Source organism: Actinoplanes sp. CA-131856 (assembly GCF_050956135.1).
Taxonomy (GTDB): domain Bacteria; phylum Actinomycetota; class Actinomycetes; order Mycobacteriales; family Micromonosporaceae; genus Actinoplanes.
Map to the genome: position 1 here is coordinate 9,019,079 of NZ_CP191849.1, position 24,608 is coordinate 9,043,686.

At 70.0% G+C, this 24,608-nt stretch carries 22 protein-coding genes; 12 read left to right on the forward strand and 10 right to left on the reverse strand.

The genetic code is table 11. The features are described 5' to 3' along the window. Positions 1-3 precede the first annotated feature (3 nt). The 3 genes from ACQP2X_RS41230 to ACQP2X_RS41240 form a co-directional block, all read right to left on the reverse strand. Positions 4-1,395 (reverse strand): glucose-6-phosphate dehydrogenase, encoded by a 1,392-nt coding sequence (locus ACQP2X_RS41230; protein WP_498691226.1) that lies wholly within the window; start codon positions 1,393-1,395, stop codon positions 4-6. A gap of 31 nt (positions 1,396-1,426) precedes the next feature. Then, positions 1,427-2,386, reverse strand: a complete 960-nt coding sequence (locus ACQP2X_RS41235; RefSeq protein ID WP_498691228.1) for a GlxA family transcriptional regulator — start codon at positions 2,384-2,386, stop codon at positions 1,427-1,429. Between the two features lie 229 nt (positions 2,387-2,615). Then, positions 2,616-4,280 carry an alpha/beta hydrolase gene (locus ACQP2X_RS41240; protein ID WP_498691230.1) on the reverse strand — a complete coding sequence of 555 codons (1,665 nt, stop codon included), beginning with the start codon at positions 4,278-4,280 and terminating at the stop codon, positions 2,616-2,618. 153 nt (positions 4,281-4,433) lie between these two features. On the opposite strand from ACQP2X_RS41240, the gene ACQP2X_RS41245 reads away from it, so the two are divergent. Further along, entirely contained in the window at positions 4,434-5,645 is a 1,212-nt protein-coding gene (locus ACQP2X_RS41245) for a hypothetical protein (protein ID WP_498691231.1), read from the forward strand. Here the strand turns inward: ACQP2X_RS41245 and ACQP2X_RS41250 are convergent. The 3 genes from ACQP2X_RS41250 to ACQP2X_RS41260 are packed head-to-tail and all read right to left on the reverse strand — an operon-like array spanning position 5,642 to position 11,206. Further along, entirely contained in the window at positions 5,642-6,091 is a 450-nt protein-coding gene (locus ACQP2X_RS41250) for a YdeI/OmpD-associated family protein (protein ID WP_498691232.1), read from the reverse strand. The genes ACQP2X_RS41245 and ACQP2X_RS41250 overlap by 4 nt on opposite strands. Positions 6,092-6,095: 4 nt before the next feature. Then, positions 6,096-7,874, reverse strand: a complete 1,779-nt coding sequence (locus tag ACQP2X_RS41255) for a penicillin acylase family protein (RefSeq protein WP_498691234.1) — start codon at positions 7,872-7,874, stop codon at positions 6,096-6,098. A gap of 11 nt (positions 7,875-7,885) precedes the next feature. Then, positions 7,886-11,206: an NACHT domain-containing protein gene (locus tag ACQP2X_RS41260; RefSeq protein WP_498691238.1), complete on the reverse strand. Its 3,321-nt coding sequence runs from the start codon at positions 11,204-11,206 to the stop codon at positions 7,886-7,888. 80 nt (positions 11,207-11,286) lie between these two features. Between ACQP2X_RS41260 and ACQP2X_RS41265 the strand changes: the two genes are divergently transcribed. Next, positions 11,287-11,673 (forward strand): hypothetical protein, encoded by a 387-nt coding sequence (locus tag ACQP2X_RS41265; RefSeq protein ID WP_498691240.1) that lies wholly within the window; start codon positions 11,287-11,289, stop codon positions 11,671-11,673. Here ACQP2X_RS41265 and ACQP2X_RS41270 read toward each other — a convergent pair. Then, positions 11,670-12,149, reverse strand: a complete 480-nt coding sequence (locus ACQP2X_RS41270) for an SRPBCC family protein (RefSeq protein ID WP_498691243.1) — start codon at positions 12,147-12,149, stop codon at positions 11,670-11,672. The genes ACQP2X_RS41265 and ACQP2X_RS41270 overlap by 4 nt on opposite strands. After that, positions 12,146-12,508 carry a metalloregulator ArsR/SmtB family transcription factor gene (locus tag ACQP2X_RS41275; RefSeq protein ID WP_498691246.1) on the reverse strand — a complete coding sequence of 121 codons (363 nt, stop codon included), beginning with the start codon at positions 12,506-12,508 and terminating at the stop codon, positions 12,146-12,148. The genes ACQP2X_RS41270 and ACQP2X_RS41275 overlap by 4 nt, the downstream gene beginning before the upstream one ends. 191 nt (positions 12,509-12,699) lie before the next feature. On the opposite strand from ACQP2X_RS41275, the gene ACQP2X_RS41280 reads away from it, so the two are divergent. Together ACQP2X_RS41280 and ACQP2X_RS41285 are read left to right on the forward strand one after the other, a co-directional pair. Beyond that, on the forward strand, positions 12,700-13,095 hold the full coding sequence (locus ACQP2X_RS41280; RefSeq protein WP_498691248.1) for a YybH family protein: 396 nt from the start codon (positions 12,700-12,702) through the stop codon (positions 13,093-13,095). A gap of 181 nt (positions 13,096-13,276) precedes the next feature. Continuing rightward, positions 13,277-14,035 (forward strand): GNAT family N-acetyltransferase, encoded by a 759-nt coding sequence (locus tag ACQP2X_RS41285; RefSeq protein WP_498691252.1) that lies wholly within the window; start codon positions 13,277-13,279, stop codon positions 14,033-14,035. 668 nt (positions 14,036-14,703) lie between these two features. Here the strand turns inward: ACQP2X_RS41285 and ACQP2X_RS41290 are convergent. After that, positions 14,704-15,753, reverse strand: coding sequence for an oxidoreductase (locus tag ACQP2X_RS41290; RefSeq protein ID WP_498691254.1), 1,050 nt, complete (start codon positions 15,751-15,753; stop codon positions 14,704-14,706). 83 nt (positions 15,754-15,836) lie between these two features. Between ACQP2X_RS41290 and ACQP2X_RS41295 the strand changes: the two genes are divergently transcribed. Continuing rightward, complete coding sequence (locus ACQP2X_RS41295; protein WP_498691256.1) at positions 15,837-16,451, forward strand: antibiotic biosynthesis monooxygenase; 615 nt, start codon at positions 15,837-15,839, stop codon at positions 16,449-16,451. Here the strand turns inward: ACQP2X_RS41295 and ACQP2X_RS41300 are convergent. Continuing rightward, the gene (locus tag ACQP2X_RS41300) at positions 16,448-18,142 is read right to left on the reverse strand and encodes an alpha/beta hydrolase (protein ID WP_498691257.1); all 1,695 of its coding nucleotides are present in this window, start codon (positions 18,140-18,142) and stop codon (positions 16,448-16,450) included. The genes ACQP2X_RS41295 and ACQP2X_RS41300 overlap by 4 nt on opposite strands. Positions 18,143-18,361: 219 nt before the next feature. On the opposite strand from ACQP2X_RS41300, the gene ACQP2X_RS41305 reads away from it, so the two are divergent. From ACQP2X_RS41305 to ACQP2X_RS41335, 7 genes are all read left to right on the forward strand, one after another. Next, positions 18,362-20,149, forward strand: a complete 1,788-nt coding sequence (locus tag ACQP2X_RS41305) for a diguanylate cyclase domain-containing protein (protein WP_498691258.1) — start codon at positions 18,362-18,364, stop codon at positions 20,147-20,149. Positions 20,150-20,196: 47 nt separating this feature from the next. Continuing rightward, the gene (locus ACQP2X_RS41310) at positions 20,197-21,912 is read left to right on the forward strand and encodes an acyl-CoA dehydrogenase (protein WP_498701175.1); all 1,716 of its coding nucleotides are present in this window, start codon (positions 20,197-20,199) and stop codon (positions 21,910-21,912) included. A 1-nt stretch (position 21,913) separates the two neighbouring features. Continuing rightward, positions 21,914-22,867, forward strand: a complete 954-nt coding sequence (gene ligD, locus ACQP2X_RS41315; RefSeq protein WP_498691262.1) for a non-homologous end-joining DNA ligase — start codon at positions 21,914-21,916, stop codon at positions 22,865-22,867. Further along, entirely contained in the window at positions 22,864-23,133 is a 270-nt protein-coding gene (locus ACQP2X_RS41320; RefSeq protein ID WP_498691263.1) for a hypothetical protein, read from the forward strand. Before ligD ends, ACQP2X_RS41320 begins: the two co-directional genes overlap by 4 nt. Before the next feature lie 79 nt (positions 23,134-23,212). Then, complete coding sequence (locus tag ACQP2X_RS41325) at positions 23,213-23,416, forward strand: hypothetical protein (protein WP_498691265.1); 204 nt, start codon at positions 23,213-23,215, stop codon at positions 23,414-23,416. A 121-nt stretch (positions 23,417-23,537) separates the two neighbouring features. Beyond that, on the forward strand, positions 23,538-23,837 hold the full coding sequence (locus ACQP2X_RS41330) for a PIN domain-containing protein (protein WP_498691267.1): 300 nt from the start codon (positions 23,538-23,540) through the stop codon (positions 23,835-23,837). A gap of 70 nt (positions 23,838-23,907) precedes the next feature. Continuing rightward, positions 23,908-24,588 carry a VOC family protein gene (locus ACQP2X_RS41335; protein ID WP_498691269.1) on the forward strand — a complete coding sequence of 227 codons (681 nt, stop codon included), beginning with the start codon at positions 23,908-23,910 and terminating at the stop codon, positions 24,586-24,588. Positions 24,589-24,608: the final 20 nt, after the last annotated feature.

Below are 24,608 nucleotides of genomic sequence, written 5' to 3' on the forward strand. Positions count from 1 at the left end.
ACCTCAGGAACCGAGCAGCCAGGAGGCCAGCTTCCGCGCCTTGGCCGGCCCCCACGATCCCTGCGCATAGGCGGCCGGCGCCAGCGGCGACTCCAGCAACGGCCCGATCGCCTTCCACGTCGCGCTCAGCCCGTCCGGCCTCGTGAACAGGGAACGGTCCCCCGTCAGCACGTCGTGGATCAGGCGGACGTACGGCGGCAGCGGCTCCGCGTCGGGCAGTTCGGCCAAGGGCAGCCGCACGCTTCCCGGCTCGATCCCCAGCGCCACCCCGGGCCTCTTGGCCAGCAGCGACAGGTCGATCGCCCCGTCGCCCGCCAGGTCGAAGGTCAGCACGTTCGACTGGGGCGGCAAACCACTGAACGGCCCCTCCGGCCTCTTCAGCACCAGGCTCACCACCTGCCTGCTCTCGGCCAGCCTCTTGCCCGTGCGCAGCAGGAACGGCACCCCACGCCAGCGCGGATTGTCGATCCACAGCTTCGCCGCGACGTACGTGTCCGTCTTCGAGCCCCGCTTGATGCCCTTGATCGACTTGTAGCCCGTGTACTGGCCCAGCACCACCTCGGCCGGGTCGATCGGGCGGAACGCCCGGATCACCTTCTCGCGCGCCGCCTGCAGATCGGCCGCCTCCAGGCTGGCCGGCGGCTCCATCGCCACCTCGGCCGCCACCTGGAACAGGTGCGTGACCAGCATGTCCAGCACGGCCCCGGTCGCGTCGTAGAACGCCGCGCGGTCCTCCACCCCCAGCGTCTCCGGCACGTCGATCTGCACGCTCTCGATGTGCTCTCGGCTCCACATCGCGGCGAACGCCTCGTTGGCGAAGCGGGCCACGTGCAGGTTCTGTGTCGCCTCCTTGCCCAGGAAGTGGTCGATCCGGTAGACCTGCTCCTCCTTCAGCACCCGGTGCACGAGCCGGTTCAAGGAGCGGAAAGACGAGGGCGAGGTCCCGTACGGCTTCTCGTAGACCACACGCGCACCATCGGCGAGTCCGTGCTTCCCGAGCGCCTCCGTGATGTCCGGGAAGGCCACCGGGGGAATCGCCAGATAATGGACGATCTGCGCGGAGGGCCCCAACGCCGAACGACCCTCGGAAATGACGTCGAGCAGGCTGCCCGGATCCTCCGTGTTGAAGCCACCGCCGGCGAAGCGCAGCCGGGACGCGAACTCCTTCCACGGGCCCTTGGCCGGTGCCGGGCCGAACTCGGTCAGCGCGTCGTGGACGTGCTGGCGGAAGTTCTCGTGGGAGACGTCGCCGCGCCCGTTGCCGACCAGGATCCAGTCGTCGGGCAGCAGGCCCTCGATCGCGAGCGTGTAGAAGGCCGGCAGCACCATCCGCCGAGCCAGGTCACCGGTGGCTCCGAAGAGCACGAACAGGGTGGGGCCGGGAGTCTTCGCCATGACCTGAGCGTTTGCCCGCGCCGGCAAGCGCTCACACCGGCTGTGACGACCGGAACGTTCCCCGGTATGCCTGCGGGGTCGTGCTGAGCCGCTGCGCGAAGTGGTGGCGCAGGGTGGCCGCGCTGCCGAAGCCGGCCCGGTCGGCGATCACGTCGACGCCGAGGTCGGAGTCTTCGAGCAGGCGGCGGGCAAGCAGCAGGCGCTGGCCGGTGAGCCAGTCGTGCGGGGTGGCGCCGGTCTCCTCCCGGAACTTGCGGGCGAAGGTCCGCGGGGCCATGTGCGCCATCACGGCCATGGTGTCGACCGTGTGCGGCTGGTCGAGCGTCTCCATCACCGCGGTGAGCACGGGCTGCATGGTCGCGCACTCGACCGGCTTGAGCGGGGTCTCGATGTACTGCGCCTGGCCGCCCTCGCGGTGCGGGGGCACGACCATGCGCCGGGCCAGCATGGTGGCGACCGCGCTGCCGTGCTCCTGGCGGATCAGGTGGAGGCCGGCGTCGATGCTGGCGGCCGTGCCGGCGCTGGTGAGGATGCGCCCGTCCTGCACGTAGAGCACGTCCGGGTCGACGATCGCGGACGGATATTGCCGGGCCAGCCGGGCCGTGTGCAGCCAGTGGGTGGTGCAGCGGCGACCGTCGAGCAGGCCGGCCGCCCCGAGGGCGAACGCGCTCGTGCACACGCTCATCACCCACGCGCCGCGCTCGTGGGCGGCGCGGAGGGCGGCACTGACCGAGGCGGGCGGCGCGAAGTACGGATTGTCGAAGGGTGCGACCACGACCAGGTCGGCCGACTCCGTACGGGAAAGATCGTGTTTGACCGCGACGTCGAAGCCGGAACGGCTGGGCACCGGGCCGCCGTCGATCGAGCAGACGGCGAAGTCGTAGCTGGGCAGGCCCTCGGCCGAGCGGTCGTAGCCGAACAGTTCACAGAGGACGCCGAGCTCGAACGGGGCGACGTCGGGAAGGGCGATCACGGCCACGTTGCGCAGCATGTGACGCAGCATACGGCCGCTTGGCAGGATTTTGAAGATGCATGGCATATCTGCCACTGTCGGCGGCCCGGGAACACGAAGATGCTCAATGCATGGAACTCTTCTTGGCGCTCTTCTTCCTGGTCATCCTCGTCGCGTCGATCGCCGGCAAGGTCGCGGACACCCGCGACGGAAGCGGCTGGCATTAGCAATGGGGCGGCCCGAGAGCCGCCCCATCACGTAGTGAAAATCAGAGCTTGGCCGGAATCAGGATCGAGTCCGGCAACGGCGCCGCGATCGGCGGCCGTTGCTTTCCGGCGGCCGCGGCCATGGTGGCCACGGGATTGACGAACGGCTGCGGCGCGTCGGTGCACACCGTTCCGCGGGCCGGCGGCGTGCCGGTCAGCAGATAGTTGTCGATCGCCGTGGTGGCGCAGACACCCGAGCCGTACGCGGTGTGGCCCCAGTTGTTGCTGGACAGCAGCACCGAGTTCGGCAGCAGCCGGCTCGACGAGACCGCGCCCCGATAGTTCGTGGCCGGGTCCCAGAAGTTGCCGACGACCAGCACCGGCGCCGCCGTCCGGCGGGTGAAGGGACCGGTGTACGCGTCCTCGTCCCGCACGGTCCAGGTCTTGTGGGCGCACGGGCTGTCGATCCAGCCCCACGAACGGCCGAAGTACGGCGCCGCGGCCTCACGCCGGTCGGCGTAGCGCGGCCAGTCGGCCGCGTTCGCCGGGAACCGGCCGTCGGTGCAGATCACCGTGGTGCCGGCCTCCGCGCTGTTGTCGTACGGGAAGTCGTACTGCCGCGTCGCCCGAGCGTCCTTGACCCGCTGGACCAGGGCGGCGGTGGAACCACCCTCGATCGCGTCACCCACCTGGTCGGCGATCGCGGTGACCTGCTCGCCCGCGTCGAACTGGTAGAGCGAGCCGAGGATGGCGCTGACGAAGACCGCGTACGTCACCTGGATGGTGCCGCCCTCACCGTCGGGCAGGGCGAGCGGTTCCTTCTTCAGGTGTTCGGCGATCTGCCGGAAATGCCGGACCGGATCACCCTCGGCGAAGACGCACTTGGCCTCCCCCGCCTTGTCGCAGCGCTTCAGGATCTCGATCAGCGCCTTGTAGGCGCCGTCGCTGGAGTGCAGCCGATCATCGATGACCTGCCGGGTGTTGCCGACCCAGGCGACCGGGTCGAGCACGCCGTCGACGACCAGCGCCCGGAACCGGTCCGGGAACATGTTGGCGTAGTACTGCCCGAGCGCGCTGCCGTAGCTGAAGCCCAGGTAGTTCAGCTTCTTGTCGCCGACCGCGCGGCGGATGACGTCCATGTCGCGGGCGACCTCGGCCGTCGAGGCGGCCCCGGTCAGCGGCCGTCCGGTGGTCGAGCAGGCCTTGCCGAGCAACTTCGACCCCTGGACGTACGCCTTCTCCTCGGCGCCGGTGACCGGGAACGGCACGTTCATCAGATCGAGGACCGCGGTCTGCTCCTTCACGGACTTGAAGCAGCGCACGTTCTCACTGGCGCCGATGCCCCGCGGATCGACGCCGACGACGTCGAAGCGCTGGAGCAGCGGATCGGTGAGCCAGTACGGCGCGGCGAGCGCGAACTGGGTGGCCGAGCCGCCCGGTCCGCCCGGGTTGACGAACAGGCTGCCGATCTTGGCGGACTGGTTCTTGGCCTTGACCCGCAGCACGGCGATCTCGGTGGTGGCGCCGCGCGGGTTGTCGTAGTCGAGCGGCAGCTGGACCGTGGCGCACTCGGCGTAGTCGTAGCACTTGTACCAGCCGAGCTTGGGCGTGGGCACGGCGTCCACGCCGGTCTTGTGTCCACCGGCCAGCGCGGGAGCCGCGATGGCGCTCGCGGCCATGACGCCGGCGAGGGTGGCGGTGAGTAGTCGGTGCGTCTTCAGAGGCATACGGAACGACCCTTCTGACGGGAATGACCCCAGGCATGGTAGAAGGTCGATGCACGCTCAGTGATCTTCATAGCGCAGACCGTCCGGTCCGGAACCTTTCGCATGGGGCAAGGGGGGTGACATCGCTTCGGCGGCGTTTGGCACAGTGGACGGATGCTGACCGACGTGGACCTGCCCGCGCCCGGATTGCTCTGGACCCGATGGGCGACCCTGGCCGCCGGCCTGACCGGCATCGGGTACGACGACGTCTGGTTCGTCGACGACCGTGGGGCCCACCACGACGACCACGGTGGCAGCTGGGCGCGGCTCGCGTTGCTCGACGGCGCCCGCGCGGTGCTGTTCGGCTACGACCGCGATCACAGCGGCACGGCCGAGGCCGATCCGCCGATCGACCTGCTCACCGGCGCCCCCGACTGGCTGCCCTGGGACGACCTGGCCGCCCTGGCCGAGACCGACTCGCTCGGCTTCGTGGTGTGGCACGCCGAGGGCCGCTGGTCGCGCACCCGCTATCGCGACGGGGTGAGCGACGGGCTCGTGCAGACGGTCGGCGCCGTGCTGAGCACCGAGAACACGCTGACCGAGCTGGCCGAGATCGTCGCCGAGTGGGGTCAGCACGAGCTGCGCAGCCCGGCCGAGCGCGACGACGTGCGGGCCGCCGGTGAGGACCTGCTGTCGGCGGCCGTGCGCGGTCAGGTCACCGGCCCGGCCTTCGAGCGGCTGCTCGGCCGCCTGACCGAGCCCGCGCTCGACCTGCGGGCCGCGCTGGCCTGCGCCGACCGCGGCGGGATCACCGCCGGCAACCGGCCGCCGCGCATCGCGCCCGGCGTGCGGCCGCCCATGCGCCGGGTCCGCAAGCTCAGCCAGGGCGAGCACGACCGCCTGGTGTGGTCGGCCATGCAGGACGCGGCCGAGCTGGCCCGCCCCGAGCCGCCGGCCACCGACGAGCTCGAGGCGCTGGCGGCGTGGATGCGCGACCGTTCACCGCACGGCGACGGCCGGTGCACGGCCCTGGTCTACGCGGACGCGACCAGCCTCAGCGCGCAGCCGGGCAAGCACCCGCCGCTGGAGCGCCCCGGCGAGGCACGCTTCGCGTCCTTTCAGGAGCTGGGTGATCTCGTACGGCGTCTGCGCCGCGCCGAGGCCGACCCCCGCTACGGCCGCTGGCTGTTCCTGCGCGTGCAGACCACGGCCACCGACGTGCTGGTGGAGCGCCGCTACGACTCGTGGCCCCAGTGGTGGGCCGACGACGGCGTCTCCGGCCCGTGGCGCACGAACCTCCAGGAGGAGATGGCCGCCCGCGGGCAGGCGTGGCGGCCCGCCTGGGTACGCCTGCTCGACCCCGAGGTGGCGTACCGGCCGCTCTAACGCGCCTTGCCCTCCCGCAGCAGCCCGACGGATTTCGCCAGCCGCCGGGCCCGGGTGTCGGCCGTCTTGGCCGAGGTGAGCTGGTCGACGTGCCAGCGCTGGTTGCTGAACGACAGGGTCGGCCAGAAATCACGGGCCGCCGGGTCGGCGTCGAGCGCCTCCCGGAGGTCGTCGGGCACCTCGATCTCACGCGGCGCGGTGTCGAGCTCCACGTCGACGTCGAAGACCTCGCCGCCCTCGACCCCGGCCGCGGCGCGGCGCTCGGCGCTCACCCCGAGCCAGTAGCTGCCGCCCATCTTGGCGATGGTCGAGCGCATGGTGAAGCCGTGGAAGGTGGCCACGACCTTGGGCCGGCCCCCTCCACCGAGCCCGGTGACGATCTCGTCGGGCACCTCGAACCCGGTGGTCGTGCCGCCGGTGCGCTGCAGTTCGGCGCGGAACCTCATGATGTCACTCCTCGATCAGCTCGGCCCAGTCCACGACCAGCGGGATCAGCTCGCCACGGGTCCAGAGCGGCAGTTGGTCACGGAAGTGCGGGCTGTCCGGGTCGCCGGAGGCGCCGAACGGGACGACCCAGCGACTCCGCTCACGGTCTTCGACGTTCCAGATATACCGGGCCACGGGCCCTTTGCGGCAGAGATCGGTGACGCCGGGCGCGCTCGACGTGCACAGGACGGTGTCGCGCTCCCCCGACAACTCCACGCGCGGAAAGTCAAAGTCGAGGCCCGGCAGTTGTACGGGGTTGAGCAGGTGCCGTTCGCCCCACCGGCCGGAGGTGATCGTCGCCGGGTCGACCAGGTCCTCCGGCTTCGTCTCGAGCGCGGCCAGCAGGCTGTCCTGCATGAGGCCGACCTTGGCCCGCGGATCCACGTCGAAGATCGGGTCGAACCCGGTCGGCTCGCCCAGCCCGGCCAGCGCCGGATGGTCGAAGAGCCGCCGCGCCACCCGGTCCCTGAACGCCGCCCGCCGGCCGGCCTCGACGCTGTCGGCCGGCATGCTCGTGTCCATGTGGATCCGCTCGTGCGGTGTGCCGGCGTCGAGCAGCTCGCGGATCCGCTCGGCCCGCTTCTTCGACGCGAACGAGACGCCATAGGCCTCCGTGTCGGGCCGGCGGTCGTTCGCGTTGACCGCGCTCGTCTTCTCCAGGCGGGTCATCGGCACATAGCCGGGCTTCCAGGAGTACGCCGACTCCCAGGCCTTCACGGGCAGATGCCGGTTCCGGTCGTCGCGCCGGGGCACGCGCCCGACGGTGAGCTGAAGGATCCGCCCGCTGGTGTCGGCCGTGAGGATGCTGTTGACCGGCTCGACCCAAGTTTGGAGGGCGTCGGCCACGTCATCGACCGTGCGCGCGTGCAGCAACGGCAGAAGGCTGCCGAACCCGAGCTCCAGGTCGGCCCGTGTCGGCGTACGAAGGGAAAGGTCTTGATCGATGATCGGACCTCGCGCCGTCTCGACAACCTCGACCTCGACGTCGTCGCCGCCCTTGACCGGAATGCTCTCGACATGACGCGCGACGGGCTCCCAGCCCTCGGGCCCGCGAGCCCGGTCCCCGTCGATCTCCTCGATGTAGAGATCCTGATAATCGGCCTGCGCGTTGGTGACCGCCCAGGCCACGGTCTCGGCCTGCCCGAAATGCTGAACACCGGGCACACCCGGAAAGGTCAGCCCGAAGACGTCGAAATCGGGACAGCTCAACCGCACCTGCTGATAGCCACCGGGCAGCTCGATGGCCCGATGAGGATCGCCGGCGATCTCCCCACCCCGGGCCCAGGCGTTGCTGCCGGTCTCCCCCGGCCCCTCAGCGTCGAACCACGAGACCTTGTCCTCACCAAGCGTCCGGGCGACGTGGGCGTTGAACATCTTCGCGGTGAAGCTGGCGAACAGAATGTGCCGCGCGAGAAACACGCCGAGCGGCGTCCAGTCCTCCCAGGCGAGCCCCTGGCTCCGAACGCCGTCCCCGTACGCGGTCAGCCAGTCCTTCGTCCTGTCATCGAGCTTGTCGTACGCCTTCCGCGCCGTATCCGCGATCCGGGCCTTCCGCGCGAACCGGTCCCAGCCCAGCCCCTCCACCCCGACCAGCTGAGCGAGCAGCCCTTCGGCCCGCCGCCGTTCCACTTCAAGCTGCTGCCCTCGATCGACGACGGCCACCCGCCCTTGCAGAAACGCCAGCTCATTCACCGAGGCGGCCCGAAGATGGGGGATTCCGTACGCGTCGCGAAAGACCTTCATGGCTTCCATGCTTACCGATCGCCCGCGCGCCGGTCGACCCGCTTTCCGATCTCCTCCATCGCGACCACGTCCTCGTCGCCCGCGCGGACGGCCAGGTAGTTGCTCAACGGTTCGGTGAGGTCGGCACGCTCGTCCTCGATGAGATCCAGCGCGGCGAGCAGATCCGACGGGCGCACCTGCTCCCAGGAGGTGGTGCCGTAGGAATTGAGCGACTTGATGACGGCGGCCAGCCGGTGGGGAGCGAAGGCCAGGGTCCGCACCATGGACGGCAGCACGTCAACGGTGATCGTGATCCGCGAGTCCGGGCTCGTGAGGCGGTCGGCCAGTCGGGCGGCCAACTCGGCAACGTCGGGACGTCCGCTGTTCCTCGGCGAGGTCGCCAGTTCGTAGAGGAACGCGGGTGAGTCCGTCTCCAGGACGCCCTTGACGAAAGCGGGATGCCGGCCGAACAACTCCGGCCGGCCGAAAGCCAGCATCGAGAGCAGCGGCTGGACGTCGGGGATCAGATCCGGCGAGATCATCGACGTGACGAGCCGGTCGACCAGCTCGGTCGGCAGTCGGCGATCCTCGTCGATCAGCAGAAGCGCGAGCAGGGCGACGGTGTCGGCCGCGGCGGACTCGTCATCGCTCTCGGCCAGTTCGGCCAGGTCGAAATAGTCCTGTTCGTCGTAGGGCATCACCCGCTCCAGCAGGGGCGTCGACCAGCGGGACCTCATGAGCTGGACCACGGCTCCGTGCAGCTCCACCTGGAAATCCGTCATGCCGGTGAGGCGGGCCCGGGGCGTCAGCTTCTCGCCGGTCCACAGCATCGCCTCGTGCGCGCGGTCGCCGATCAACCGCGCCTCCGCGATCGGCAGCGAGACCGACACCTGCGCGCCGAACGAAATCCGAAGATCGTCCCCGGACCGGAACAGGGTATCGAACAGGCTCGTCGCCGCGTCGTACTCCAGGCCACTCCGCCAGAGCCCGACCGTCGAGGCGAAGTCCGGCGTGCCCGGGCGGCCGGACAGTGCGGTGACCGGCAGCCCTTTCGGCGGAGAACTCAGAGTCGCCAGCAGGACCAGGTTGGCGGTGTAGGCCGCGAGGCGGCCGACGGCGTCGAACGGGGTAGGGCGGTACGGGTCGTCCGGGACGCTTCGCCGGGCCTCCCGGTAGAGGTCCAGAAGCGCGTGCCGCAGATCTCCGCGCTCCGCTGTCTCCATACGCCCCAGCAGGCTGTCCAGGAAGGGCAGGATCTGCTCGCGGCTGCTCAACGGCTGATGGGACAGCAGCGCCCGAAGGATCCGATCGTCGAGCCGGGTGCCGTAGGCCCGGCTCCGTGATCGCCGCCAGTCCTCCGCGAGGTCACGCAGCAGCTTCGCCGTCTGTTCGGCGATCAGATATTCGCCGAAGGTGGCATGCATGAACTCGTAGGTGCGGCGTTCCGGAGCGTGGGCCTCTTCGCCGGTGTGAGCGGTGTGCACGAAGAAGAACCCGGTGATCGTGCGCTGCGCCCGGGTCACCGACCTGCTGGACACCGGCACGGCCGGTGCGCCGCCCTCCTCCAGAGCCAGCAGATCAGCGTCCACATCACTCTCGCTGACCCACTGATGGCCGCGGTTGAACATCGCGTAGGCCACCGTCGCCAGGTCACGGCGGCTCTCCGCCTCCCCGGCGGTCAGAGTTTCCTCGTCCAGATCCTTCTTCGCCTTGTCGCGGATCTGGCGGCGGATGAAGAGGTCGAGCAACCGCCCGTACAAGCCCTCCGTGGAGAGCTCTTCGGCGTCGAGCCGCATTCCGCCCGACGCGGCGTAGATGGCGAGCATCAGCAGCAGCAGAGGCTGCTCGGCCAGGTCCTTGTGGCGCTCGAGCTCGGCCGTCGTCAACTCGCGCGCGGACGGAGCATGGGCGTTGGCGGCGTTCCAGGTGTCGATCCACTGCTCGATCTGGTGATCGTCGAACGGCTCCAGCTTGAGGACCAGCGTGCCCTCCGGAACCGCCGTGCGGTCCATGACCAGGGTACGCGAGGTGACGACGACGGCGACGGATCGTTCGTTCACCCACTCCGCCTGCTGGAAGCGGGCGGCGCGATCGAGGAAGTTCGACTGCGTCACGCCCGTGGCCTGGATGAGCTCGTCGAAACCGTCGAGCAGCACGACCTTCGTGGTGTCCGAGGCGCGGCACAGGGCCGCCCATTCCAGCCGCTCGTGGATCAGGCGCTCGACCGTGGTCTCGACCTGTTTGTAGATGTCGGCGTCCGGGTCGACCGCGCGCAACGGCACGCGGAACGTGGTGAACACCTCCGCCGGCAGGCGCGCGGCCAAGATCTTGGTGAGCAGCGACTTGCCGGCGCCGGGGAGGCCGAGGATGACCAGCGGCCGCTCGGTGCTCATCGGATCGGTCAGATAGGCCGCGAGGAAGGCGGCCAGGTCCTCGTGCTCTCCCTGCCCCGACCACCACTCGTCGTCGGCCAGGCGGGAGTCCTTGTCCGCGCGCGCCAGGCGGAACCGCGGTGTGATGAAGGCCTGCTCCATCGCCGGGAAGGTGATGTCCGAGCTCTCCGCTTGCCAGACCGGCTCCCGGAGAACCTGTGCCGCGTGGTTGGCCAGGCGCTGTTCGGCCTCGGTGGCCGGGGTCGGCGCGTCGACGAGGCGGGCCAGGGTGGCCTCCAGGCGCGCCAGGGTCTCGTTCTGCTCCCTGATCTCGGCGCGGGTGGCCGCGTGCTCGTCGAGCTGGCTCCAGATGGCGAACTCGGGAACGTCGGCCGCGAGGGCCACGTAGCGTTCGCAGTAGATCGCCACGGCCCGGTCGATCTCGGTCGCGTCGAGGCCCGGCATGTTCCGGCCCTCGGCCAGTTTGCCGACGAAGTCGCCGAACCGTCCGGCCATCAGCCGCATCGCGCCCTCGACGAGACCCACGTTCTCGGCGAAGCCGCGCGTCGCCCCGGGCATCGGCGCGACGGGATTGCGGAGCTCCCGCCCCAGCCCGGTCGTCGCGAGGTGGCGTTTCTCGTCGTCGGTCAGTTCCAGCGCCGTGAAGCGCGGACCGTGCACCTCGGCCACGGCGTCGAAGAACGAGGAGAGCACGACAATTCCGTGTGCCGCCTCCAGCAGTTCGTAATGGCGCTTTCCGCGCGCGCCGCGAATGCGGGCCGGCGCCCGGCCGACCAGGTCGCGCAGCAGGTTGTTCGCCTCGCCCTTGGCGTCGAAGAGCGACAGCACCACCTCCGGCGCCAGCGGCGCCACCGCCAGGAGCAGGCCGCCGGCCGCCCGCCGCCCGGCGACGGTGGCGGCGTCGGGGGCGCCGAGCAGCAGACGGACGGCTTCCGCATAGGACACTCTCGTACGAGCCACAGGCGGAGGCTAGCCACGCCGGGGCCAGACGTGAACCGGCAAACGGTCCGGTCCTTGCGGAAGCGGATCACCATGACGGAGTGATCGTGGTGAGCCGGGCCGGGTCGGGCGAGTGGGTCAAGTGGCGGGTCGGGCGGCAGCGGCTGGCCTGGACGCCGTTCGGGGAAGGCTGGTCCGTGCCGGACTTCTCCGGGCTGGAGGACGGTGGGCACCTCGGGTCGCTTCTGATGCTGGGCATCGCCGCGGTGCTCGCCGTCGCCCTGCTGGGGGCGTTCCTCTGGACGCTGCTGAAGACAGCGGTGGTCCTGCCGTATCGGACGGCCACCGACCGATGGCCGGTGGTGGCCTATCAGGTCGGCAGGTCGGAGGGGTATCGCCTCGTCACGACGCGGAAGGAGGCCGACGCGCTGGTGCGGCAATGGGCGTACGACATCAAGCAGTACGGCCGTCCCCGGATGCCCGGCTAACGCTGCGCTTCGAAGTGTTCCTTCATCGACGGGTAGTAGTCGTTGAAGTCGGGCATGGGCTGACCGTCACGCGAGGCGACCAGCGCGTCCAGGTAGAACTCCCAGCCGGGGCCGACCTCGCCGACGCCGTCGGTATCGGTCAGGTGCTGGGTGAAACGGAGCTCGGTCACGCCGCCGGTCTCGGTGAGCGCCAGGTCCAGGAGCCAGGTGCCATGATCGTCGACGGACGACAGGGCCAGGCGGCGCGGAGGCTCGCAGGCGTCGATCGTCATGTCCATCCAGGGCTGACCCTCCTCCTGGATCATCTGGACCTGGATCGCGGCGCCCGGTGCGGCGTCACCCTTCCACGGGCCGAACCACCGGGCCGTACGGACGGGATCGGTGAGGCTGGCCCAGACGTCGTCGAGGGGCGCGTGGAACGTACGAACAAGCACGAGGTCTTTGCCGAAAAGGCGGCCGGTCGGTGTCGGGCTCATGCGCTCTTCTCCTGTGATCGATCGGCGGTGGTGGTCGTGCGGCGCTCGCGGCGGGTGCGGTAGACCTCGGTCTCCAGCGCGTCGAGGTGGTGCTCCCAAACGGGCGGGTGGGTCAGGCCCTCGATCCAGCCGGTCAGCTCGGCGAGGGGTGCGGTGACCAGCTCGTACACCCGGTGACGGCCGTCGGCGCGGTCGGCGACCAGGCCGGCCTCGCGAAGAACCCGCAGGTGGCGGCTCACGGCGGGCCGGCTGATCGCGAAACGGCCGGCGATCTGACCGGCCGACAACCGCTCGTCGCGCAGCATGAGCAGGATCTCCCGCCGCACCGGGTCGGCGATCGCCGCGGCCACCTCGTCCACGCCCAGAAGTGTAACCTATCGGTTACGCGTTTTCCGGCCTCCGGGCCTCGCCCAGGTGGGCCGGCAGCCATGGGCCGCTCCACCACTGGCGCCGGCCCTCCAGGTGACGCCGGGTAGTCGAGCAGGCCGGCCCGCCGCTTCATACTCGCAGGCGATTCCGCTACTTCCACTGTGGAAGCGAGAATGGCGGCGTGAGCGACGTCGACGACTTCCTCGCCGAGATGCTGCCCCGGCTGCGGGCGGCCGAGATCGCGCTGCACAACGGTGATCCCGGGCCGCGGAGCGCGCTGTGGTCGCACGACGATCCGGTGACCCTGTTCGGGGCCGAGGTCAACCGCACCGGCTGGGCCGAGCTGGGCCCCACCTTCGCGTGGCTGGCCTCGCGCTTCTCGGCCTGCGAGTCCCTGGAGTACGAGGTGATCGCGGCCGGCGTCAACGGCGACCTGGCCTATCTGGTCGACATCGAACGGATCACCGCGACGGCGAACGACACCCCGGTCACGTACGCCCTGCGCGCCACCACGATCTTCCGCCGCGAGGACGGAACCTGGCGGGTCGCCCACCGGCACGGCGACAAATATCGTTGACCGCTCCCCTCTGCGGCTGGCATCCTGCTGAGGCTTCCCGCGCGATCGGCGCGGGCACTCTGCACGAGGGAATGAAGCCTGTGATCTCGGATGGCCCGACGGCCGCCTGAGGCAAGCTGCCTGATCGGCGGCCATCTCACCCTGTCTTCATTCCCTTTTCTCTTCCGCAGAGGCATTTAAAATGACCTTGGATGTACGCATCCAGCAGTCCGTCGTCGCCAACCTCTCCTCCCGGCCCACACCGGTCCGGGTCGGCCCGTTCGTGATCGGCGTAGACCCGTCCACCGACAGTCCCGGCATCAACTACGCGACCCCGCTCCCCGGCGCCACAATCTCCGGGGCTGAGGTCACTGCGCTTGTGGCGGCTTTCCGGTCGTACGCCCGAAAGCCCCGCCTCGAATACGTGGTGTCCACGGCGCCCGGCCTGGAGCGGTTGCTGCTCGACGCCGGCTTCACCGTCGAGGAGCGCCACGAATATCTGGTCTGCACCCCCGAGTCGATCCAGCACCTACCGGCGCCCGGCGGCTACACGTTGCGAGAGCCGATCACCGACGCCGACCGGGGTGCGATGATCGCCGCCCAGAACGCGGCCTTCGGCGGCGACCCGATCTCCACCGAGGCCGACATAGCCCGGATCGGCGGCCTCCAGTCGAGAGGCGGCATAGCCGTCATGGTGGTGGCCGCGGACGGCACATGCGCGGGAGGCGGCGTGGCGGTCCCACCGAACGACGGCGTCAGCGAGGTGGCGGGCATAGCCGTGCCCAAACACCACCGCCGCCGGGGCATCGCCGGCGCGATGACCGCCGAGATCACCAGACGCCTCTTCACGGCCGGCGCCGAGATCGCTTGGCTGGAAGCATCGGGTGAGGATTCTTGGCGCGTGTACGAGCGGGTGGGCTACCGGCCTACGGGTCGGCGCCTTTACATAGCGCTCGACTAGCACTTTCCGTCTCCACAGCGCTCGAACAGCACTTTCGGTCTCCAGCGCTCGAACAGCACCTTCCGTCTCCAGCGCTCGAACAGCACATTCTGTCTCCACAGCGCTCGCCTAGCACTTTCCGTCTCCACAGCGCTCGGCTAGCACATGCCGGCGATCAGCTGCGGTTTTCCACATCGCCGGGGTTGTCCACAGCCCACCTACACGATCTTGGCCGCTTTGGGAGAATCCTTCTCGGGCGGCTCCCCCGGGTGGGTGGGCTCTGTGGGTGGGCTCTGTGGGTGGGCTCTGCGGGCGGGCTCTGCGGGTCGGCTCTGCGGGCGGGCTCTGCGGGTCGGCTCTGCGGGCGGGCTCTGCGGGCGGGCTCTGCGGGCGGGCTCTGCGGGACCGACTCAGCGGGCCGACTCAGCACGCGGGCAGCGCATGCCGGCAGCACGTGCCGACTCCGCGAACGGACAGCGCGGACCGACCCCGTGAGCAGGCACGACGGGCCGACTCCGGGAGCGGGCATTGCGGGTGGGCTCCGTGAGCGATGCGGATGGGCTCCATGAACGGGCTCTGCCGGCGCTCGCCACGGGCCGGTCCCGCGAGCGGCGCCCAGCGCGACTCTGAGGCCAGCTGTGTTCGCGCGAGGCCGGGCCACATCAAAACGCCCGGCCTCGCGTGTGGGGTCAGCGGGTCAGTTTGGCCACTCGGCCTGTCGGGCCCGATGCCCAGCATGAACCGTCGGCCGTGCATTCGACGGCGTCGAAGTTTCCTGTGTCGAAGCGGGTCCATGTGCGACCGGCGTCTCGCGAGATGTCGCTGCCGGTGGGGCCTACCGCCAGCGCCACGCTCCGTGATGCCCACGCTGAGCCCGAGCGGTACTCGCCCGGGACCTTGCGGGCGATCTTCCAGGTACGGCCGTGCCGGTAGGCCGCGCCGTCGGGAGCCGCCGTCGGGGTGTTGTAGTCGCCGCCCACCGCGATGGCCTCGCCCGACGGGCGTACGGCCAGGCTGTAGATGCCCGCTGTCGGGCCGCTCGGGACCGGTGTGTCGGTGACCGACCAGGAGCGGCCGCCGTCACGGGACGTGAAGACCCGGGCCGTGGCGCCGCCACCGGTGGCGAACATGGCCTTTCCGGCCGCCGAGACCAAGCACGTGCCGCTTGCGGCGAAGGCGAACTCGCCGGTCAGGGCCGGTGGCATGCCGGTGGTCGGGCGGACCTTCCACGTGCGGCCGCCGTCGGCCGTGGCCAGGATGCGGAACTTGCCGCCCACCGGGTCGGACAGGGCCAGGCCGTGCCTGCGGTCCAGGAACGTCATGCAGTCGTAGAAGGCGGCCGGGTCGTCGTTGCGGAACGACTCGCGCCAGGAGCGGCCGCCGTCCGTGGTGGCGTACACCCTCGAGGCCTCGCCCTCGCCGATCGAGAGGGCGACCGCGGTGCGTGCGTCGAACGCCTCGATGTCGCGGAACAGCAGGTCGGAGGCGCCGGCGGGGCTGACGTCGGCCCAGTGGCGGCCGCCGTCGGTCGTGCGCAGGACCGTGCCGGCCGAGCCGGCGACCCAGGCGACGCGGGAGCTGACGGGAGCGAGGCCGCGGAACTGGGCGGTCGAGCCGGTGTCGGTGAGTCGCCAGGCGGGCGCGGAACCCGCGGGGCCCGCGGAGGCGGCGGAGGCGGGCACGACGGCCAGCATCGCCGAGGCCGCCAGGACCATCGACAACTTTCGCTTCAAGGTCATGGCGCGGAACTTACCGTGTGTGCCACGGCACGGAAACCGGGAGCGCACCTCGTTCGCAACCTGGGCATACCACAATGTGGGACATGGAGACTGTCACCGTCGCGATCACGCGCCGCGCCGATCCCTCGCGTACGGCCGAGATGATCGCCTGGGTGAACGCCGGGACCACGCTGGCCGAGGACTTCCCGGGCTTCCTCGGCACCGGCTGGGTGCGGCCCGACCAGGCGTCCAGCGAGTGGCACATGCTCTACCGCTTCGCCGACGCCGACGCCTTGCGCAACTGGGAGGAGTCGCCGCAGCGGCGCTGGTGGCTGTCGTCGGCCGAGGGCTTCGTCGAGCACACCCGCGTCGAACGCCGCACCGGCATCGAGGGATGGTTCGACCCGCCAGAAGAGCGGCCCGAAGAGCGGCCCGAAGAGCGGCCCGGAGAGCGGCCCGGAGAGCGGCCCGGAGAGCGGCCCGGACAGCGAAATGTGGAAAATGTCCCAAAGGCTCCACCGCGGTGGAAGCAGGCGGTGACCATCTGGCTCGGTTTCTTCCCGGTGAGCCTCCTGGCGGCGTACACCCTCAATCATCTGATCGTGGATCTTCACCCGGTGCTGAGGACGCTGATCAGCACCCTCGTCCTGACCCCGATCATGACCTATCTGGTGCTGCCGCGGGTCACCCGCGCGCTGCAACCCTGGCTGAAGCGCTAGTCGGAGTCGAACAGCGCCCGCAGCCGCACGGTGTCCCCCACGGTCCAGCCCGGCGGCGGGGCCAGCGCCGCCCACCCGTCGACCGCGCCGGACTTGTACACGTGTCCGTGCCCGGTCGGCACCTTGTTGGCGAAGATGGCGTCGACCGTGGTCTGCCAGAAGGTCACCACCGGGTACCACTGCATCGCCGGCGTGACGTCCGGCCCGCGCGTCCCGCTCAGCCACTGCGGCTTCTGCCAGAACAGGCTCGGGCTCCACCAGACGACCGGGTCGGACGAGTTCTGCATGTAGACGACCTTGGGCTGGGGACCGTTCAGGTCACGCAGCTCCTCGGCCCGCGACGAGAACTCGACCGGCAAGTGAGCGTACGACGGATCCCACACCGGCGTTCCCGGTGAGCGCCCGGCCGTCAGCGATCGGTGGATCGGGTTGGCGAAGGTCGGGCCCTCCAGCAGGATCCCGTCGGCCCCGGCGACCATCGCCTCGGCGCTGCCGAAGGTCTTTTCCGTCCCGTACGTCCCCAGGCTCTCCCCGAAGATCAGCAGCTTGGGCCGACTGGCCTCGGGCATCGCCTGCCAGCGGGTCCGCACCGCGGTGATCAGCGCCGCCGACGCCTCCACCACCTTCGAGCGGTCGGCCACGAACGAGATCACGCTCGGCAGGTACGAGTACTGCATCGAGACGAGGGCCGTGTCGCCCGCGTACATGTATTCCAGTGAGCTCGGCACGTCGTTGTCGACCCAGCCCGTCCCGGTCGGCGTGAAGACCGCGATCACCTTGCGGCCGAAGGCGCCGGTGCGGTCCATCTCCCGGACGATCAGGCCGGCGCGCTCGCTCACCGAGCCGGCCGACGACAAACCGGCGTACAACCTGATCGGCTCCTCGACCGGGCGCCTCGCGAACGCCTCGAGCTGATCGTGGCTGGGCGCCTTGGCCACGAAGTTGCGGCCCTGCCGTCCCAGCGACTCCCACGACACCAGCGAGGCCGGGCTGCCCGAGCGCAGCGGCGACATCTGCCGTTCGACACCGCGGCCGGTGCCGCTGTCGGTGACCGCGGCCGAGCGGTCGGCGGTGGTGTAGAGGTTGCTGACCAGCAGCCCGTCGAACGCGGTGTAGCTGAGCAGGGTCACCACCACGAAGCCGGCGCAGTAGGCGGCCGACTCCGGCACGAGCCGCCCGAACAGCCGGGCCAGACCGTGCGCGGCCAGCCGCAGGCAGCGGGCGAGCAGCAGGAGCAGCCCGAAGGTGAGCAGGCTGATCCCGACGGTGCGCATCAGGTCGTACTCCTGCTGGGGTGGCATGCCCAGGCGCAGGCGGAGCTCACGCTGCCATCGGGTGCCGAGCCAGAGGAACAACAGGATCAGGGGTGGTACGAGCAGGAACAGCACCCGCCAGGCGATCCGCTCGGCCCGCCTCGACGGCCACCAGCGCCACCGCACGAGCGCGCCGATCGACGTGCCCAGCGCGTAGCCGATGGCGGCGGTCAGTCCGGCCACCACCCCCTGCAGCGACCACGTGCGCGGGAGCAGCGACGGCGTGTAGGAGAGGCAGTAGAAGACGGCGCACAGACCGAAGCCGGTGACGCTGAGCCCGCAGCTGACGACCCGGCGGCGGGGCGGGGCGGCGGCGATGACACGGCCGCGCTGGGTGGGAATCCATGGTCGGGGCGGCGCGAGCACGAGCCTGCGCATGGATCGCCCCCAATCCGCCTCAAACGCAGGATCTTCCCCATTGGTGCCGTACCGCAAGCACCTTTACCGCTGGTAGATCGATTTCGGCGGCGGTACCTGCGGACTCGCCCGCTCCCGTCCCTTCGTGCTCGACGCGGGAACTTCGACAAACCGGGCCGGCATTTGCTTTCAGTGGCGCCCGGCGCTGCCGATGGCTAGCGCTGAGGAGGGTCAACATTCATGCGATTGCGCACCTGGATCGCGGTCGTGATCAGCGTCGTCCTGCTGGCCGGCGCGGGCACTATCGGCATCCTGGTCAACCGGTCGGCGCTGCGCGCGGCCGACCAGGTCCACCGGGCGGACTCACGCGCGCTCGGCGTGAACAACAAGACTCTCGTCGGCGCCATGCAGAAGCTGTCGGCGGCCGAGCTCGGTAACTTCCTGACCGAGAACTCGCTGCATCTCGGGAAGAACAGCGCCGCCGACCGGGCGGCCCTGCGGCAGCTGGCGGCCAAGAGCACCTACTTCGCCTACGGCACGCTGCTGATCGATCTCAAGGGCAACGTGCTGACCAGCTCGCGCGACTCGGGCCTGCCGGCCGTGACCGACGCCGGCTGGAAGCCCCTGATGACCATGCTGACCGGCGGGGAGATGTACGGCGTCTCGTCGATCATGTCGGTCGACGCCACCTATCTGGAGGCCGTCGCCGTCCCGGTGATGGTCGGCGGCAGCGCCGTGGCGCTCCTGGTCGGCCTGAACGACGTCGCCAAGACCCCGTTGCAGCAGTACACGGTCTCGCTCGGCAGCAAGGCCCACCTCACCACGATCGTCGACAGCACCGGCACGATCGCGGCCACCAGCGACCCCACCGACCTCGGCCACAAGCTCGACCCGGCGATCCGCAACGCGCTCGCCGAGGACGCGGACACCGAGTTCGTCGAGTACACCGACGTCTCCGGCACCAAGATGATCGCCATCGTGGTCGGCGGCCTGCCCGGCGGCTGGGCCTACGTGCGGACGCAGAGCCAGGCGTCGTTCGACGGCGCGGTGCACTCCAAGAGCCAGACGCTGAACCTGACCCTGCTGGCCATGCTGATGATCGGCGTGCTGGCCATCGCCGCCCTCGGCTATCGCACCATCAAGCAGCGCCGCCAGGCCGACCAGCGCTTCCAGGCCCTGTTCCAGCACGCGCCCGACCTGGTGTCGGTGCTCGACGTGCACGGCAACATCGAATATTCGAGCCCGAGCGCCAAGGCCATCCTCGGCTTCGAGCAGGGCCAGCTGGTCGGCAGCAGCGTCTTCGACATCGTCCACCCCGACGACCGCGACTACATGCGCGAGCAGTTCGCCCTGCTGCTGAGCCGCCGCGACGCCGTGCTGCGCCTGCAGTGCCGGTCGAGCTCGGCCAAGGGCGAGTACCGCTGGTTCGAGTTCACCGCCTCCAACCAGATGCACAACCCGGCCCTGCACGGCATCGTGATCAACGCCCGGGACATCTCGGAGAACCGCGCCTTCCAGGAGCGGCTGGCGCACGAGGCGCAGCACGACGCGCTGACCGGCCTGCCCAACCGGCGGCGCATGCAGGACGCGCTCGGCGCCTCGCTGCGCGACCAGCCGGTGGGGGTGCTCTTCGTCGACCTGGACGGCTTCAAGCCGGTCAACGACGCGCACGGGCACGAGGCCGGCGACGAGCTGCTGCGGCAGGTCGCGCGGCGGCTGACCGGCTGCGTGCGCGAGGGCGACGTGCTGGCCCGGGTCGGCGGCGACGAGTTCGTGGTGCTCATGCCGGGCGTCGTGGGCGACGCCGACACCGGCGCCGCGTGCGACCGGATCCGGTCCGCGATCGAGGAGCCATTCAAGATCGACGGCATTGACGTACGGATCGGCGCGAGCGTCGGCGTGCATCTCGCACCCAGCGCGGGCGACCCCGACGAGGCCCTGCGCGCGGCCGACCACGCCATGTACGCGGTGAAGAAATCCGGCCGTGATCGCAGAAGCACCGGCGGCCGGCACCGCGCGGAGGACTGAAAACCGGCACACTGGGTGCAACTTCCCGATCGAAGGTGGTGCCGGTGGTGTCCAGGATCCTCTCGCGTCGTGATCTCGACTTCCTCCTGTACGAGTGGCTCGACGTCGAGGCGCTCACCAAACGGGACCGCTTCGCCGAGCATTCCCGCGAGACGTTCGACGCCTTCCTCGACGTGTCGGCCCAGATCGCCGAGCGCGACTTCGCCCCGCACAACCGCCGCAACGACCTGGAAGAGCCGACCTTCGACGGTGTACGGGTCCAGGTGCACCCGGAGGTCGGAGCCGCGCTGAAGGTCTTCAACGAGACCGGCCTGATCTCCGGCACGATGGACGCCGAGCTGGGCGGGCTCCAACTGCCGGGTGTGGTGGCCCGCGCCTGCTTCCTGTGGTTCCAGGCGGCGAACATCGCCACGTCGTCGTACCCGCTGCTGACCATGGCCAACGCCCACCTGCTGACCACCTACGGCAGCCCCTCGCAGATCACGCGGTTCGTGCGGCCGATGGTCGAGGGCCGGTTCACCGGGACGATGTGCCTGTCCGAGCCGCAGGCCGGCTCGTCGCTCAGCGACGTGCTCACCCGCGCGGTGGCCGACGGCGACGGGTCGTACAAGATCAGCGGCAGCAAGATGTGGATCTCGGGCGGTGACCACGAGCTGAGCGAGACGATCGTCCACCTCGTGCTGGCCCGGGTCGCGGGCGCGCCGCCCGGCGTGAAGAGCCTGTCGCTGTTCATCGTGCCCAAGCACCACGTGGCCTCCGACGGCACGGTCGGCGAGCGCAACGGCGTCGCGCTGTCCGGGCTCAACCACAAGATGGGCTGGCGGGGTACGACCAACGCGGTGCTCTCCTTCGACGACGCGACCGGATATCTGGTCGGCGAGGAGGGCAAGGGCCTGGCCTACATGTTCCACATGATGAACGAGGCCCGGATCGGCGTCGGGGCGGGCGCGGTGGCCCTCGGATACACCGGATATCTGCACGCGCTCGACTACGCGCGCGAGCGCCTCCAGGGGCGCCCGGTGGCGGCCAAGGACCCGGCGGCGCCGCCCGTGCCGATCGTCGACCATCCCGACGTGCGGCGCATGCTGCTCGCCTCCAAGGCGTACGTCGAAGGGGGTCTGGGGTTGATCCTCTACGCGGCGAAGCTGCTGGACGAGCCGTCGCCGGAGAACGACCTGCTCCTGGACGTGCTGACGCCGATCGTGAAGGCGTGGCCGTCGCAGTGGTGCCGGGTGGCGAACGACCACGCCATTCAGATCCACGGCGGGTACGGCTACACGCGCGAATATCCGGTGGAGCAGTTCTATCGGGACAACCGGCTCAACTCGATCCACGAGGGCACCGACGGGATCCAGGCTCTCGACCTGCTCGGCCGTAAGGCCGTGATGAAGGGTGGGGCCGGGCTCGACTTGCTCCTGGGGACAATTCGGGCATCTTGCACCGGCCCGCTTGGGGCGCCTGTGCTCGCGGCGTGTGATCGGGTCGCTTTTTCCACTCGGACTTTATGGGAGGGCGGCGACCCCACCGTCGCACTGGCCAACGCCACGGCTTATCTCGACGCCGTCGGCCATCTGGTGGTCGCCTGGATCTGGTTGTCACAGCTTGAGGCCGCTGGGGACAAAACGGGCGCGTTCTACGACGGGAAGCGGCTCGCGGCCCGCTACTTCATCACGCACGAGCTGCCGAAGATCGGGCCGATGCTCGACCTGCTCGACGCGCGCGACACGCTGCTGGCCGACCTCGACCCCGCCTGGCTCGGCTGACATGGCGTCCCCGGCGATCCAGGTCGAGGTGGGCGACCTCGAGGTGCGCGTCTCCAACCCCGACCGCGTCTACTTCCCTTCGTTAGGGCTGACCAAGCGCGACCTGGTCGACTACTACCTGTCGGTCGGCGACGGCATCGTGCGGGCGCTGCGCGAGCGGCCGTGCATGCTGCACCGCTTCCCGGACGGCCTGGCCGGCGAGAAGGTCCACCAGAAGCGGGTGCCGAACGGCGCCCCGCCCTGGTTGGAGACGGTCCGGGTGAAGTTCCCGCGCTACAACCGGCACGCCGACGAGCTGTGCGTGACAAAGCTGGCCGACGTGATCTGGGCCGTGCAGATGTCCACTGTCGAGTTCCACCCGTGGAACTCGCGCCGGGCCGACACCGAGCAGCCCGACGAGTGGCGCATCGACCTCGACCCGATGCCCGACTGCCCGTTCGACCGGGTCCGCCGCGTCGCCGGCGTGGCCCGCACGGTCCTGGACGACCTGGGCATCACCGGCTACCCCAAGACGTCGGGCGGCCGCGGCCTGCACGTGTACGTCCGCATCCGCCCCGACTGGGGTTTCGGCGACGTGCGCCGGGCCGCGCTGGCCTTCGCGCGTGAGGTGGAGCGCCGGGCTCCGGAGGACGTGACGACGACATGGTGGCGCAAGGACAGGGACCCGGCCGCCCTGTTCGTCGACTACAACCAGAACGCCCGCGACCACACGATCGCCAGCGCGTACTCGGTCCGGGGCAACCAGCGGGGCACCGTCTCCACCCCGATCACGTGGGACGAGATCGCCGACGTGGAACCGGACGACTTCACGATCCAGACCGTGCCGGCCCGCTTCGCCCAGCTCGGCGACCTGCACGCCACCATCGACGACGAACACTTCTCCTTGGAGACCCTGCTGGAGTGGGCCGACCGCGACGAGAAAGCGGGCCTCGAAGGCCCCGCTGATCCTCCATGACGTGCATCGTCGGCATCACCGACGGCACCACGGTCACCATCGGCGGCGATTCGGCGGGCAGCGACGGCTGGCACGTGGCGGTCCGCTCCGACTCGAAGGTGTTCCAGGTCGGCCCTTATCTGATGGGCTTCACCACGAGCTACCGGATGGGCCAGCTGCTGCGCTACTCCCTGACCAGCCACGAGCGCGCGGTGATGGCCTTGGAGGCAGCCGCCGAGCTGACCGAGGGCGTCCGCCCTCCCTTCACCGTCGTCCAGTCGGCCTGAGGAAGCCCCGGCACACCGCAGGCCGCCACCGGCTGCGGCTTCCGGGTAGCCTGGACTTCGGCAGGAGCGGAGGTGGATCGTGAACAGCAGTGCCGGCAACGCGGGAGTTCCTGCGCGGCGCACCAGCATTTCGGTCGACGAGCTGATCCGGGCCAAGCAGGCCAAGCCTGTCCGTTCCCTGGCTGACCTCGACGCGATGGCCGCCGACATCTTCGAGTCCGACGAGGAATTCGACGACTTCCTGCACTTCACCCAGGCCGAGCGTCACCGCGACATGGCCTGACCGCTGATGCGCCCAGTCGTCCTCGACACCGACGTGGCATCACTGATCATCAAGAAGCGCTTGCCGCCCGCTCTGGCGACCAGACTGATCGACACCCAGCCCGTGCTCACTTTCGTCACCCGTGCGTGCCGAGCTGGTCAAATGGGCTGAGGTCCGCGACTGGGGTGCGGGTACTCGCCGAAAGCTCGGATCGTGGCTCTCGGCCATACCCATGCTGCCCGGCGACGAGGACGTGGCCGACACGTTCGGCTATCTCGCCGCCGCCTCCATGCGGCGAGGCCGGCCGCGGCCGATGAACGACGCATGGGTGGCGGCTTGTTGCCTTACCCACCGTCTGCCGCTGGCCACGCTCAACGTCAAGGACTTCGAAGACTTCCGGCTGCATCACCGCCTCGAGATCATTACCGCGTCGGCGGGATAGGTGACGGCAGCGGCGGGCGGCACGGCTAAATAGGGGTGCGGGTGGGGGCGATGGGCGTCTATGAAAGGGCATGACCACTCGACTCTTCGCCGCCTGTTTCGAGGCCCGGCAGCCCCGGGAGCTGGCCGCCTTCTGGGGTGAGCTGCTGGGCTGGAAGGCGGCGGACGACGATCCCCTGCTGCTTCCGGCCGGGGACCAGGGCGGGATCGCGCTGCGGTTCGTGCCGACCGGCAAGGCCAAGGCCGGGCCGAACACCAGTCACCTCGACCTGACCAGTGGGTCTCCGGACGAGCAGCTGCGGATGGTGGAGCGGGCCCTCGCGCTCGGTGGGCGGCACGCCGACGTCGGGCAGAAGGGTGACGAGGGGCATGTCGTGCTGGCCGATCCGGAGGGCAATGAGTTCTGCGTGATCGAGCCGGGCAACAACTTTCTCGCCGGCTGTGGCGCGGTGGGCGCGGTCAACTGCGACGGGTCGCGCGAGGCCGGGCTTTTCTGGAGTACGGCTCTGGGCTGGCCCCTGGTCTGGGATCAGAACGAGGAGACGGCGATCCAGTCGCCGCGCGGTGGATCCAAGGTCACCTGGAGCGGGCCGCCGCTGACCCCACGCTCCGGTAAAGACCTGGTCCTGGCGGTCGCGGTGGACGGTCCCGGCGATCTCGACCGGCTCGTGGCAGCGGGGGCGTCGCGTGTGGAGGGCGGGGCGATGACCGATCCCGATGGGAATGAATTTTCTGTGTTAACACGCCCGTAACACGGACAAAACGATTTCGT